Source organism: Neobacillus sp. 114, from assembly GCF_030127045.1.
Lineage (GTDB): Bacteria > Bacillota > Bacilli > Bacillales > Cytobacillaceae > Neobacillus > Neobacillus rhizophilus.
Map to the genome: position 1 here is coordinate 1,506,594 of NZ_CP126144.1, position 12,994 is coordinate 1,519,587.

Consider the following 12,994-nt stretch of genomic DNA (forward strand, 5'->3'; position numbering starts at 1 on the left):
TATTTTGCTCAGTCTATACGACTGAGTTTTTGTTTTGAGGTGAGTTATGCAAAAGGTAATTGTAATTGGTGCAGGAATACTCGGGGCATCCACTGCTTATCACCTTGCCAAATGGGGGGCAGAAGTTATCATAGTGGACCGGCAAGACCATGGGCAAGCCACTGACGCAGCTGCAGGGATTGTTTGCCCATGGTTGTCCCAACGACGTAATAAAGCTTGGTATCAGTTGGTTAAAGGCGGGGCGCGGTATTACCCAGAATTAATTACACAGTTAGAAGCAGATGGGGAAAAAGATACGGGTTATAAAGGAGTTGGGGCATTAAGTATTCATTCTGATACTAAAAAGTTAGAACAAATGGCGGAACGTGCGCGAGTCCGCCGGGAGGATGCTCCTGAAATAGGTGAGATTACTATCTTGTCTCCAACCGAAACGAATCGACTGTTTCCAGCTTTGTCCGAGGAATTTGGTGCAGTTTATGTTAGTGGCGGGGCACGTGTAAATGGCCGTGCTTTACGTAATGCACTTGTAAACGCTGCAGTAAAGCATGGGGCCCAAGTTATTAAAGGGGATGCCTCATTAATTAGTAACGATAATAAAGTCCAAGGGGTTAAAGTGTCTGAAAAATTATTTTTTGCTGATCAAGTTATCGTCACAGCAGGAGCATGGGCAAAAGAACTTTTGGGACCACTGGGAGTTGAATTTTTGGTAAGGCCACAAAAGGCGCAAATAATTCATTTACAGTTGTCAGACATGGATACTAACTCATGGCCGGTTGTCATGCCGCCATCTGACCAATATATACTCTCATTTGCAGATGGTCGTGTAGTAATAGGAGCTACACACGAAAATGATGCAGGATTTGATAATCGAGTAACGGCTGGAGGAGTCCAAGAAATCTTAAATAAAGCTTTAGCGATTGCACCAGGTCTTGCCGGTGGAACAATTTTGGAAACTAGGGTAGGTTTCAGGCCTTTTACACCAGGTTTTCTTCCCATAATAGGTGGATTGCCTAGTTTTGAAGGGATGTTAGTGGCAAATGGCCTAGGTTCTTCCGGGCTAACTAGCGGACCTTATCTAGGAGCTGAACTAGCTAAATTAGCACTTGATAAACAGACGGAGATTGATTTAATTAACTATAGTGTTGCTGGTGCATTAACGTAATGTTAAATAATACAAAGAGCTTTTCATGCGAAAAGCTCTTTTCTAGTCTAATAAAAAAATTATTTTTTTAAATAATATGTTGATATGGCAATATTGAAAACGCTGTCGGATAAATTGCATTATAATTTAGATGATTGACAAAATAAGAATAGATTTGTAGTATCTTAATATAACTTAATTATTTGTTAATTTAATTTTCTTATCCAGAGCGACCGAGGGACATGGCCCGATGACGTCCGGCAACCCCCGATTGGGAAGGTGCCAATTCCTGCAGAATGATTTCATTCTGAAAGATAAGCTACCGAGATGTTTATTTCGATGCTCCTTTCAGAATGAAAGGGGCTTTTTATTTGGGTATAAAGTCTAGTTTAGATATCGGAAAAATGAGGTAATCAGTATGATTGAAATAAAAAACCTTACTAAAGTTTACAAAACAAAAAAAGGTGAAGTAAAAGGTGTGGATAACGTTTCACTCACCGTAAAAGAAGGCGAAATCTTTGGCATTGTTGGCTATTCCGGTGCTGGAAAAAGCTCGCTGCTTCGTTGTATCAATCTTTTAGAGCGGCCAACCTCTGGCAGTATAACGGTCGATGGCACTGACCTGACATCCCTAAAAGGCGAGCAATTACGATCTTCACGTTTAAAAATAGGCATGATTTTTCAACACTTTTACCTAATCAGCCAAAAAACAGTCTATGAAAATATTTCTTTCTCTTTAAAGGCAGCGAACTACCCTAAAGACCAGGTAAAGCAGAGAGTAGAGGAACTACTCAAAATGGTTGGTCTTTCCGATAAGCGTGATGTCTATCCGTCACAGCTAAGTGGCGGTCAAAAACAGCGGGTCGGTATTGCAAGGGCTCTTGCAAATAATCCGAAGGTGCTTTTATGTGACGAAGCAACATCAGCACTTGACCCTACGACAACAAAGTCGATACTCAATCTGCTGAAAAAAATCAATAAAGAACTCAACATCACTATCGTTTTAATCACGCACGAGATGGATGTTGTTAAAGAAATCTGCAGCCGTATGGCGATTATGCAGGATGGAAAAGTCATAGAAGATGGTTCAGTATACGATATTTTTGCTAATCCACAGGCAGCACTCACCAAAGAATTTATTGAGAGTGTCGTAACCCTTGAAATCCCAGAAGTAATTTTAAATGGCTGTGAAGGGCCAATCGTTAAGGTTACTTTTAGAGGGAAGGTTGCTGGAGAAGGAGTCATTTCTGATACCCTTCAACAATTTAACCTTAAGGGTAATTTCCTACATGGATCTATTGAATATATTCAAGAATTACCGCTTGGCATATTTATTATGGAGCTAAAAGGACAAAAACAAGAAATCGAAAAAGCCCTTCAATACATTGAAAACCGGGCCGCACAAGTGGAGGTGTTACGCAATGGGCTTTGATTTTGCACATCTAATGGAGCTTATTCCGGATATCAATAAAGCATTTTTTCAAACCATCTATATGATTGCTATCTCGTTGGTTGTTTCAACAGTTATCGGACTTCCTGTTGGGATCCTGCTTTACATAACCGACAAAGGATTATTTCTAGAAAATCGTATGGTCCAAAATATCTTGGGTTTTGTCGTCAACATGGTCCGGTCGATTCCTTTCATTATATTGTTGGTGGCATTGCTCCCACTAACGAACTTACTTGTCAGCACAACCATCGGTCCAACTGCAGCTAGTGTTTCATTATCAGTAGCGGCAATTCCTTTTTTCGCAAGAATCGTAGAAAATGCTCTAAGAGAAATCGATAAAGGCGTAATCGAAGCGGCCATTGCTGCTGGGGCAACACCTTGGATGATTATCAAAGATGTCCTATTACTTGAAGCAAGATCCGGAATCATCTCAGGTGTAACCTTAACATTAATAAGTTTAGTAGGATTTTCCGCCATGGCCGGAACAGTCGGCGGCGGCGGTATTGGAGACTTGGCGATTCGCTTCGGTTATTACCGGTACGACAATACCATCATGATTTCAACAGTTTTAATCTTAATTATTTTAGTTCAGGTCATTCAGCTTCTTGGCGATTACATCGCCAAAGTTGTAGATAAAAGATAAACAGGAAAAGGGGAAAATTACAATGAAAAAATGGTTAACAAGCATTATATTACTATGCGTAGTATTCGCGTTGGCAGCTTGCGGAAACTCCGAAGAAAAAGCAGCTAGCGGCAAGGAAAAAGCAGCAGAATCAAAAGATATTAAAATAGGCGCGACCGCCGGCCCATATAGCGACATGGTAACAAAAGCGATTAAACCAGGCTTAGAAAAAAAGGGCTACAAGGTTGAGCTTGTTGAATTTAGTGACTACATCCAGCCAAACAAAGCATTAAACAATGGCGATATCGATGCAAACCTTTTCCAGCACACGATTTACCTTCAAAATTTCGCGAAAGAAAACAACATGGATTTAACAGCACTTATTTCTGTGCCAACAGCACCAATGGGAATTTATTCGAACAAATTCAAATCGATTGACGATGTAAAAGACGGTGCTACTGTTACACTTCCTAACGACCCGACTAACGCTGCTCGTGCCTTAAACACTCTTCGTGATGCAGGTTTGATCACGATTAAAAAGGATGCCGATCCGCTAAAAGTGTCTGAGAAGGACATCGACGAAAACAATAAGAACTTGAAGTTCCAACCAATCGAAGCAGGCCAGCTTCCACGCTCTGTTGAGAGTGCAGATTTAGCTGCAGTACCTGGAAACTTTGCACTTGCTGCAAAAATGAATCTGTTAGATGCTTTAACTCTAGAAGACATGGCAGACAATTACCGTAATATTGTAGCAGTAAAAACTTCCAACAAAGATTCACAGTTATCAAAAGATATTAAAGCTGTTGTCGAATCTGCAGATTTTGAAAAAGTGATTGATGACCAATTCAAGGGTTTTGGAAAACCATCTTGGATGAAAAAATAATTTTTGAAGTAGAGGATATGGATTTAACTCCATATCCTTTTTTATGTTGGATATACAATAACCTAATGGGAATCCTATGAAAAAAAGGAGGATTTCAGATGGGTTTTTTTAATGGAAAAGAAGAAAAGGTAAATATCGAAACAGTCTTAAAAAACTCCCTAGAAATTGAAGAAGATTTAATGCGTACATATTTAGTTACTGCTGAGCGAATTCATGACGATGACGAATTAAAGGAACGCCTTGAAAACTTTGCGGAAGGAAATGCGAAAAGAACGAAACAGCTAATAGATGAACTAAAGGAAGAACACGAATAAACTAGAAGCTTTGATTATCCCCCATCTTAACAGATGGGGGATTTTTCCTTTAAATATTAATTGATTTAGAAGAGAAAACGTTTTAATATAATGTGTGGGAATAATACAGAAAATTCCTTATTTTTTGTGTCCTTTTTCGCTTTTAGGTGGAAAATTGACAGTAAAATCATTTTAAGGAGGGTCCTATCCTTCAGAGGAGTTAGTATGTCTATTGACATTGAAATTATTTTATATCAAGTGCTGATCGTTCTCTTTCCGATTTTTGTCTATCATTTATTTTTTTACGAGAAGACGAGTGACCGTCGAAAACCTCTTTCAAAACTAACCTTCATTCTGATACTCATCTTAGTTCTGGCAATGTCTTTTCCAGTACAGTTTTCCGAAGGGTACATTTATGATTTTCGCCTCATACCTTTTATTATCTCATTTGTATATGGGGGAACTATACCAGGTTTAATAACTGGGGCTGTTTTGCTGACTTACCGGTTTATAATCGGTGGTGACGGCTTTTATGTCGTTTTCATCAGCTATTTGATCACCTGCATAGTCCTTATTTTTATGGGCGAAAAAATCCAGCGCTTTCAAAAGAAGAGAAATCTTATATTTGTCAGTATTGTTTTTTGGGCGAACACGCTCATGATTATGCTTACACTTTTCACACATAACCAAAATAATCAACTTTATTTTATGTTTGTCTTCTATTTCATTACCTGGATTTGCTTAATGATGGTTGTATTTGTCATCGAAAACGTCAATCAGCAAATCGAAATTCGCGAAAGACTTCAGAAGGATGAAAAATTAAACGTCGTCAGCCAGCTAGCCGCTTCGGTAGCTCATGAAGTTCGGAATCCGCTCACATCTGTCCGCGGATTTTTACAACTAATGACCGATGATGATAATCTGAAACAGGCTCAAAGATCGTATATTAAGATTGCCCTTAGTGAATTGGACCATGCTCAATCAATCATTAATGACTATCTCTCATTAGCTAAACCAAATACTGAAGAGTTATCTACAATCAATATTTCTGATGAAGTGATGAAAACAGTTGCCCTTATGACCTCTTACTCTAATATTCAAAATATAACAATTCAGCCAAGCATCCAAGATTCACTATATATAAGAGGTAACAAGAGCGAAATAAAGCAGGTTTTAGTCAATATTATCAAGAATGGCATTGAAGCAATGAATACCGGTGGGAATCTTACAATTAAAGCGTATGAAAAGGATAGTGTTATTTCTATTGAAGTGATTGATAGTGGAAAGGGCATGACAAAAGCCCAGTTGAAAAAGTTGGGAACGCCTTTTTATACAACCAAGGAGAAGGGTACGGGCGTTGGTCTGACGATTTCATATCAAATTGTCCAAGCTATGAAGGGAAGAATTTTTGTAGAAAGTAAAATAGATAAGGGGACCATCTTCACAATCCAATTTCCCAGCGTTTAAAAAAATATTGCAGGTAAGGAGTCTTTCTTTATAAGGAGGGCTCTTCTTTTTAGATAATTTTCCCAATATTAGGGGAATTTGTTCTCAGTCAGTGATGCCATTGAGGATGAGATATAAATATTTTAAATTCTTAAAAAATTTCTTATGATCCATGAATTAAACTATATATCCAAAAATGTGAAATATTATTTAAGTTAGGATGTGCAAATTCTGAGTTATGCTTTATTGTTAAATTAAGGAAACATAGAAAGGGATGAGTTTCTATGGAGAATGTAAATCTCATCGCTGTTTTACTGAGGATTTTGGGATGGGGAATGACCGGTTATTTCGCCTATCGAATTTATAAAAAACAGACTATTAAAATAACTGTATGGAAAGTGATTGTCATTTTATTCGTTGGTGTTTTTTCTTTTTCCTTCGATTGGAGGATGTCTGAAACGACCATTAAGCTTGCCATTTTGCCATTAGGAGTTTGGTTCTTGTTCTGGTTAAGAGGCAGGACAGAACAGTGGCAGATTTATCGGCACTTTGCTTGGCTTGGCTTTTTTGCCAATTATATTTTTCTAGTGACAACCTTAGTTTATATGCCGCTATATCATGTTGTTTATCCGGAAAACCAGGCAGACGTCTATATTTCAAACATCGAGAGAGCCTCTATTATTAGTACCTTCCCTACTGCACAAAACCTCACCCTGGATAAAAAATCATTGCAAGAACAGCTCCCAAAAATGATGGAAGAATCCATCCACAGCACGGAATGGTTCCATGAGTCAGAGGAAGAGATCGATAAAAAAAGTGAACGATTCCCTTATCAGCTTATTGGTTCCATACCCAAGTTTGGTAGTGGCCTTAATGTTATTGTTTACGTTGAAAACGAAGGAAAAGGGTTATTGATTTCGACACCGGAAAAGCAGCATTATTTTCGCTCGGAAGAATCGATATTAAAGGGCGGACAATGACATGAGAAAAAAGATGATGATTTTCGGAATAGTAATTCTGCTCTTGTCCTCGGTAACAGTATATTGGTTTTATTATTCCAACCCGGATAGATTTTTAACGAATCAGCAATTGGTTGAGAAAATTAATCATGTTTTTCCCGAAGTGGCAGCTGACACCATTCAAGATATAATCCACGTGGATGAACATCATAAAGTTATCCCGTTTGTAACAAAGGATAACCGTTATGGATTAAGCTATTGGGCATGGAAAAATCATCAATGGAAGGCTGTATATATTGATAATGCCGGTGAACCCAAGGTTTGGAGAGTTAACCCAAAGAATTCTTCAATCTACACGATTGTCTGGAACATCCACCCGGATGATGCCGTCAGCTATATGAAGTTTTATTTAAAGAAAGACAGGAATTATCTAATAAGGGATGGGATAGAGACCTATCATCCGGGCATCCAGCTAGAAGCAACGGCGTCCCTTAACGGTAAATCCTATGGTGTTCTAAGAATTCCGGATGAATGGAGCTCCGTTATCGATTCTTTTGATGAAATAAACAAGGCAAAGCAGCTGAATTTCTTTCAAAATGTATTTCCTGCAAGAGACGTGTTTTTTGGATGGACGCCCTATAAAAGCTCTGGGGAAGAAGCGGCCATCAAGGCCACTACGAACGGAAATTCCTTTCATAGTGGAGACGAAATGATTGATTTTATCATGTACGTAAACAAATCAGAACTTCAGTCTGAATAAATTTTTAAAAAGGCGTCCCGAGTCAATTGGGCTCTTTTTAGAGGAAAAGATGTAAAATGAAACTAGATATAATCGATGAGGGGGCTGGTTTGACATGTTTGCGGCAGGGCAAAGGGATATGCAACGGATGGATCAGTATACGATGGAAAGGATTGGTTTACCGGGTGTGGTCCTAATGGAAAATGCCGGTGCAAGGGTAGTTGAGGAAATTATCGCGGACTTACCTTGCCCTAATCCACGGGTCATCGTTCTTGCAGGCGGCGGGAATAATGGCGGCGACGGTTTTGTCATTGCCCGCAGGCTGATTGATGCAGGAGTCAAGGCGTTGTTGTGTCTGCTCGTCAATCCTGACCGTTTAAAGGGAGATGCAAAAATCCACTTTGATGTGTATATGAATCGCGGGCTGCCTGTCTTTAACCTTCAAGAACATTCACTTAAGGGTTTGAAAAATGAATTGAACACTTCGGATGTGATTGTTGATGCCATTTTGGGGACTGGGGTAAATGGCCCTGTCAGGGAACCCATCAGCAAGGTGATTTCACTGGTCAATGAATTTTCCGGAAAGAAATTGGTCTTGTCTGTTGATATCCCTTCAGGTGTCAGCAGTGATACCGGGAAGGCAGCAGGAGAAGCGATAAGGGCTGATAAGACGATAACATTTGTTTTTCCGAAAAAAGGCTTCTTTTTACATGACGGACCAAAATATATCGGTGACTGGAAGGCGGTTGATATTTCTGTACCGCCCTCGGCCGCGGCCGAATTAGGACTGGACATGCCAAGGGTGATAACAGGGCCTTTTGTGCGGGAGGTGCTGCCAAAACGGCCAAGGCACGGTCATAAAGGGACTTTCGGTCATGCTTTGATAGTCGGAGGATCACGCCCATATGTTGGCGCTCCGATCTTCTCAGCGAAGGCAGCCTTACATTCCGGTGCAGGTCTGGTAACGCTGGCAGTTCCGGAAGGGATTTATCCGATGGCGGCGGCGCAAAACCCGGAATCATTATTTATGCCTTTATCTGATGAGCATGGTCATTTTGCGGCCAGGGCGGTTCATGAAATTATTCCGCAGCTTCAGCAGTTTGACTGTATAGCAGTTGGTCCTGGGATGGGGCGGTTTCCTGGAGGGGAGGAGTGGCTTAAATCGTTGATTGGGTCCTTGAGCGATCAGCCTTTGATTATTGATGCGGATGGACTTTATTTCATTCGCGACTTGATGGACTTGGTTCACCAGTATAATGGGCCTATCATTTTCACTCCGCATCCGGGTGAAATGGCAAGGTTAGTCCATAAGACCGTTAAAGAGGTGGAGGAAAATCGCATCGAAATCGCCCGGGAATATGCGAAGTCAAACAATGTGTACTTACTGTTAAAAGGACACCGGTCAATTATGGCAGCACCGGATGGACAGGTCTATATAAATCCGCTCGGTCATGATGCCCTTGGAAAAGGAGGCAGCGGGGACGTTCTTACTGGTCTGATTGCTTCATTTCTTGCCCAGGGTGCCGAACCCTTACACGCCATGATAGCCGCAAGTTACCTTCATGCAAGGGCCGGACAAGAAAAAGCAAAAGTTCTCTCTCATTACGGAGTCATGCCCTTGGACATCATAGAAGGAATAAAAGAGCAGTTAAAATAACCAGTCTTTCTTCCTAGAAAGGCTTTTTATTTTTGGATATTAATACTTTTTTACTATATAAAATGGAAAAGAATGCATAATTCTTAGTATTTACCTTGGAAATTTTTCTAGTAAACTAATATTTAGGGAGTGGGAATATTCAAACTATTTAAATAAACCCTTATGTACCTTTTGTTAGAAAGGAGTTTATAAAAGATGAACACCGAAGAAAAGGTTTACGCCGAGAGTGGAATGACAAATCATTTAAGCCAGCTGGCTTCGATTGGCCAAATCGCTGCAGGAATTGCCCATGAAGTGCGAAATCCATTAACAGCGGTCAAAGGGTTTTTACAGCTTTTGCAGCAGGATCAAAAAAATGAATACCTAGAAATTGCTCATTCCGAACTTGATAACGCCCTGAAAACTTTAAATAATCTCCTTCAGGTTTCTAAGCCTGATCTGGAGGACGAAGAATTCCAAACTATTTATTTGTCAGTCGAATTGGAATCCATCATTAACTTATTCCAGGACAAGATGTATGAGATTACCATCCAAACTGATTTTCAAAATACTGGTGCTGCTATTTATGGTAGGAAAAATCAGTTTAAAAAGGCTTTCTTTAATTTAATTAAAAATGCAATTGAAGCGATTGACGGGGAAGGCGCCATTACTCTGACACATTACACAAAGAATAATGAAGTCATTGTGACGATTCAAGATACAGGAGTTGGTATCCCCGAGGAGAAGCTTTCGCTATTAGGCACGCCCTTTTTTACGACCAAGGATCAGGGGACAGGGATGGGACTTGCTCAGGTGTTCTCGGTCATTTATCAACATGGCGGCATGATTTTGGTTGACAGCAAGAAAAATCAAGGAACCTCTTTTACGATAAGGCTTCCGCAGCAGCAGCAAAAAACACAACGGGGTGTGAGAAAATTGGATGTTATGTTTGACGATAAATATTCAATAAAGGAATACTTTTTGGGAAATCAAAAATTATTTGAGGACCGTTTGCTGGCTGAGGCGACGACTGTAAGTGACAAAATTGATGATATACATAATGTTGGAATTAATTTACTTAACAATGCCCATAAGTTAGTACTATATGTCGTTGAAGGTAGGGAACATGAACTAATCTCATTTGCCAAGCAGGAGGGCATGGCTTGGGCGATGCATTCCTTGACCCTTGCGTTTAAGTTGGAATGGATTCAGGCAATCCGCCGAACACTGTGGGATTTTCTCTATAACTTTGATGCCTTAAATAAATTGGAGACTGATAGGATCACATTTTTTTCAATGGAAAAAAGTATTAATGAATTAATTGATCAGTTCCTGACACACTTTTTTATCACGTACACAAAATATAAGGATGAGTTGCTGGAGAACCAAAGAAAGCTTGTCGAAAACCTGTCTGTTCCGATTATTCCAATTAATAAAGAGATTTGCATTTTGCCCTTAATTGGAACACTTGATGATCTGCGTATTTCAACGATTCAGAATAAAGTGCTGGCTGAAATTGAATATCGGCAAATTCAAACTTTAATTATTGACCTTTCAGGTGTGGCATCGATGGAAAAAGAAGCCGCCCGGAACTTTGTCCAAATCATCCAAGGCTTTTCGATGATGGGCTGTAAAACGATCCTCACCGGGATGCGGGCGGAAATTGTCAAAAGTCTTATTACCTCGGGAGTTGATATTAGTCATAAGGTAGAGTTTAAAGGAACACTGCAATTAGCCTTGAACGATATTGTTTTTCACAAGGATTTGCAAGAGGTATAGAGTTTTCTAAAAAGTACTCGCGGGAGTACTTTTTTAGTTTCTATTAAATGTGCGGAATTTGTAAAAAGTTTTCCATCTATAAACTAGCTTTCATGTTATCTTAAAGGTAAGTGATGAATCTATAGGTAGGAGGTTTTTAACATGGGAGCGCGTTTAATAGAACCAAACACTGGTCCAGTTATCCAAAAGGAAAAAGAAATCGTCAAGCAAATGATTGAGATTTATTGCCGCCATAAGCATAAACATCCCAATGGTTTGTGCAATGAATGTCAGGAGTTGAAAAACTACTGTATGTTGAGGCTCTCCTTCTGCCGTTTTGGTGAGGAGAAATCATCCTGCTCCCATTGTAAAGTTCACTGTTATAAACCAGCCTACCGACAAAAAATCAAAGCCGTCATGCGCTACTCCGGCCCGTGGATGCTATTGTATCATCCGATTTATGGCGTTAAACATTTATTTAATAAAAGATAAAAAAGGTGTCTGCCGATTGACTATACGGCAGACACCTTTGCTTTTTATAAAAATTATCGAATGCCCTTCATGTACCCTTGAATCTTAGGTGCAAGCATTAACAGGATAATACCTAATACTAATGAAGCACCGCCGACTGTGCCAAAGTAGGCCATTTCGGTTGCTGGTGTGTAGAATTTTACGATTTGTGCGTTGATCGCCTGAGCAGCAGCACTTGATAAGAACCACAAGCTCATTGTTTGGGCTGAGAACGCAGCAGGCGCCAGCTTAGTTGTAGCTGATAATCCAACTGGTGATAAGCACAATTCACCAAGTACGCAGATTAAATAGCTAAGCACCAACCATAATGGGTTTACCAAAGAATCTGTTCCGCCAAAGTAAGCAGGAAGCAAGATCACGATAAATGATAAACCAGAGAACAATAATGCTAATGAAAACTTCTGTGGAATATTCGGTTCTTTTTTTCCGAGCTTCACCCAAAGCCATGCAAAAACAGGCGCTAATATAATAACGAATAATGGATTTAAGGATTGGAACCATGCAGGAGAAATATGAATTCCTGCAAAATCAAGCTGGGTACGTTTGTCCGCATAGTTTGCTAAAATCGTTGAACCCTGTTCTTGAATCGCCCAGAACATAACAGACGCGATAAATAACGGAATATAAGCGATTAATCGAGAGCGTTCCACCGATGTTGTTTTTTTGCTTCGGTACATGACAATGAAGTACATAGTAGGAATTAAGATACCCAAAATACCAATTAGGTTAACAAATGTTTCAAATGTTAAATAGCCATTAGGAATCGCAATGGCGCAAATTACGGCAATCACGACAATGCCTAATCCAATATAAGTAAAGACTTTTTTCCTTTCAGCAGGTGACAGCGGGTTTGCAACTGTAGTACCGGCTAATCCAAGGTTTTTCTTCTTTGTTAAAACAAACATTACTAACCCTACGAACATACCAATCGCTGCGATACCAAATCCTAAATGGAAGCTGACACCCATTAGGGACCCAACGATTAATGGTGAAATAAATCCCCCAAGGTTAATCCCCATATAGAAAATACTGAAACCTGCATCACGGCGATTGTCGTTCTCTGCATACATATCACCAACCACGGTGGAAACGTTAGGCTTAAGCAGCCCTGTACCAAGAACAATCAATACCATGGAAACAAAGAATAACGTAATATTTCCCGGAATGGCTAGCGCAATATGACCAAACATGATTAAAATACCACCATAGAACACTGCTTTTGATGTACCGAAAATCCGGTCAGCCAGCCAGCCGCCAATGATTCCGGACATGTAAACTAACGATCCGTAAATGGACATGATAGATAATGCCAGAGTTTGGTCCATTCCAAGGCCGCCCTTGGAAACTTCATAGTACATATAGTATACGAGAATTGCTCTCATTCCATAATAAGAAAAACGTTCCCAAAACTCTGTAAAGAACAGTGTAAATAAGCCTTTAGGGTGACCGAAAAAGCCCTTCTGAGGTACACTGTCCACAATTTTCTGTTTATTTATGTTTGACATAAATCTACCTCCTTTTGTTATTCTATAATAC

General features: G+C 39.8%; 12 protein-coding genes and 1 riboswitch. Of the genes, 11 read left to right on the forward strand and 1 reads right to left on the reverse strand.

The window, feature by feature from the left end:
* Positions 1-46 precede the first annotated feature (46 nt).
* From QNN06_RS07435 to QNN06_RS07485, 11 genes are all read left to right on the forward strand, one after another.
* Positions 47-1,162 (forward strand): NAD(P)/FAD-dependent oxidoreductase, encoded by a 1,116-nt coding sequence (locus tag QNN06_RS07435; protein ID WP_213118075.1) that lies wholly within the window; start codon positions 47-49, stop codon positions 1,160-1,162.
* A 196-nt stretch (positions 1,163-1,358) separates the two neighbouring features.
* Positions 1,359-1,462, forward strand: a riboswitch (SAM riboswitch).
* A gap of 97 nt (positions 1,463-1,559) precedes the next feature.
* Positions 1,560-2,573 (forward strand): methionine ABC transporter ATP-binding protein, encoded by a 1,014-nt coding sequence (locus QNN06_RS07440; protein WP_213118074.1) that lies wholly within the window; start codon positions 1,560-1,562, stop codon positions 2,571-2,573.
* Positions 2,563-3,234, forward strand: a complete 672-nt coding sequence (locus QNN06_RS07445; RefSeq protein ID WP_213118073.1) for a methionine ABC transporter permease — start codon at positions 2,563-2,565, stop codon at positions 3,232-3,234. Before QNN06_RS07440 ends, QNN06_RS07445 begins: the two co-directional genes overlap by 11 nt.
* Positions 3,235-3,256: 22 nt before the next feature.
* Entirely contained in the window at positions 3,257-4,096 is an 840-nt protein-coding gene (locus QNN06_RS07450) for a MetQ/NlpA family ABC transporter substrate-binding protein (protein WP_213118072.1), read from the forward strand.
* 98 nt (positions 4,097-4,194) lie between these two features.
* Entirely contained in the window at positions 4,195-4,410 is a 216-nt protein-coding gene (locus QNN06_RS07455; RefSeq protein ID WP_217035711.1) for a hypothetical protein, read from the forward strand.
* A 204-nt stretch (positions 4,411-4,614) separates the two neighbouring features.
* Positions 4,615-5,856 (forward strand): ATP-binding protein, encoded by a 1,242-nt coding sequence (locus QNN06_RS07460; protein ID WP_213118070.1) that lies wholly within the window; start codon positions 4,615-4,617, stop codon positions 5,854-5,856.
* A 263-nt stretch (positions 5,857-6,119) separates the two neighbouring features.
* A complete protein-coding gene (locus QNN06_RS07465; RefSeq protein WP_213118069.1) occupies positions 6,120-6,815 on the forward strand; it encodes a hypothetical protein in 696 nt (231 codons plus the stop codon).
* Position 6,816: 1 nt separating this feature from the next.
* Positions 6,817-7,554, forward strand: a complete 738-nt coding sequence (locus QNN06_RS07470) for a hypothetical protein (protein WP_213118068.1) — start codon at positions 6,817-6,819, stop codon at positions 7,552-7,554.
* A 94-nt stretch (positions 7,555-7,648) separates the two neighbouring features.
* On the forward strand, positions 7,649-9,190 hold the full coding sequence (locus QNN06_RS07475; protein ID WP_284037342.1) for an NAD(P)H-hydrate dehydratase: 1,542 nt from the start codon (positions 7,649-7,651) through the stop codon (positions 9,188-9,190).
* 195 nt (positions 9,191-9,385) lie between these two features.
* Positions 9,386-10,948 carry an ATP-binding protein gene (locus tag QNN06_RS07480; protein WP_213118066.1) on the forward strand — a complete coding sequence of 521 codons (1,563 nt, stop codon included), beginning with the start codon at positions 9,386-9,388 and terminating at the stop codon, positions 10,946-10,948.
* 141 nt (positions 10,949-11,089) lie between these two features.
* The gene (locus QNN06_RS07485) at positions 11,090-11,419 is read left to right on the forward strand and encodes a nitrous oxide-stimulated promoter family protein (RefSeq protein ID WP_213118065.1); all 330 of its coding nucleotides are present in this window, start codon (positions 11,090-11,092) and stop codon (positions 11,417-11,419) included.
* A 53-nt stretch (positions 11,420-11,472) separates the two neighbouring features.
* Here QNN06_RS07485 and QNN06_RS07490 read toward each other — a convergent pair whose 3' ends face one another.
* Complete coding sequence (locus tag QNN06_RS07490) at positions 11,473-12,963, reverse strand: peptide MFS transporter (RefSeq protein WP_213118064.1); 1,491 nt, start codon at positions 12,961-12,963, stop codon at positions 11,473-11,475.
* Positions 12,964-12,994 lie beyond the last annotated feature (31 nt).

What these genes read in the sequence shown, in the direction of transcription:
- QNN06_RS07435 (WP_213118075.1), top strand. Translation starts at nt 47, where the DNA reads ATGCAAAAGGTAATTGTAATTGGTGCAGGAATACTCGGGGCATCCACT.
- QNN06_RS07440 (WP_213118074.1), top strand. Translation starts at nt 1,560, where the DNA reads ATGATTGAAATAAAAAACCTTACTAAAGTTTACAAAACAAAAAAAGGT.
- QNN06_RS07445 (WP_213118073.1), top strand. Translation starts at nt 2,563, where the DNA reads ATGGGCTTTGATTTTGCACATCTAATGGAGCTTATTCCGGATATCAAT.
- QNN06_RS07450 (WP_213118072.1), top strand. Translation starts at nt 3,257, where the DNA reads ATGAAAAAATGGTTAACAAGCATTATATTACTATGCGTAGTATTCGCG.
- QNN06_RS07455 (WP_217035711.1), top strand. Translation starts at nt 4,195, where the DNA reads ATGGGTTTTTTTAATGGAAAAGAAGAAAAGGTAAATATCGAAACAGTC.
- QNN06_RS07460 (WP_213118070.1), top strand. Translation starts at nt 4,615, where the DNA reads ATGTCTATTGACATTGAAATTATTTTATATCAAGTGCTGATCGTTCTC.
- QNN06_RS07465 (WP_213118069.1), top strand. Translation starts at nt 6,120, where the DNA reads ATGGAGAATGTAAATCTCATCGCTGTTTTACTGAGGATTTTGGGATGG.
- QNN06_RS07470 (WP_213118068.1), top strand. Translation starts at nt 6,817, where the DNA reads ATGAGAAAAAAGATGATGATTTTCGGAATAGTAATTCTGCTCTTGTCC.
- QNN06_RS07475 (WP_284037342.1), top strand. Translation starts at nt 7,649, where the DNA reads ATGTTTGCGGCAGGGCAAAGGGATATGCAACGGATGGATCAGTATACG.
- QNN06_RS07480 (WP_213118066.1), top strand. Translation starts at nt 9,386, where the DNA reads ATGAACACCGAAGAAAAGGTTTACGCCGAGAGTGGAATGACAAATCAT.
- QNN06_RS07485 (WP_213118065.1), top strand. Translation starts at nt 11,090, where the DNA reads ATGGGAGCGCGTTTAATAGAACCAAACACTGGTCCAGTTATCCAAAAG.
- QNN06_RS07490 (WP_213118064.1), bottom strand. Translation starts at nt 12,963, where the DNA reads ATGTCAAACATAAATAAACAGAAAATTGTGGACAGTGTACCTCAGAAG.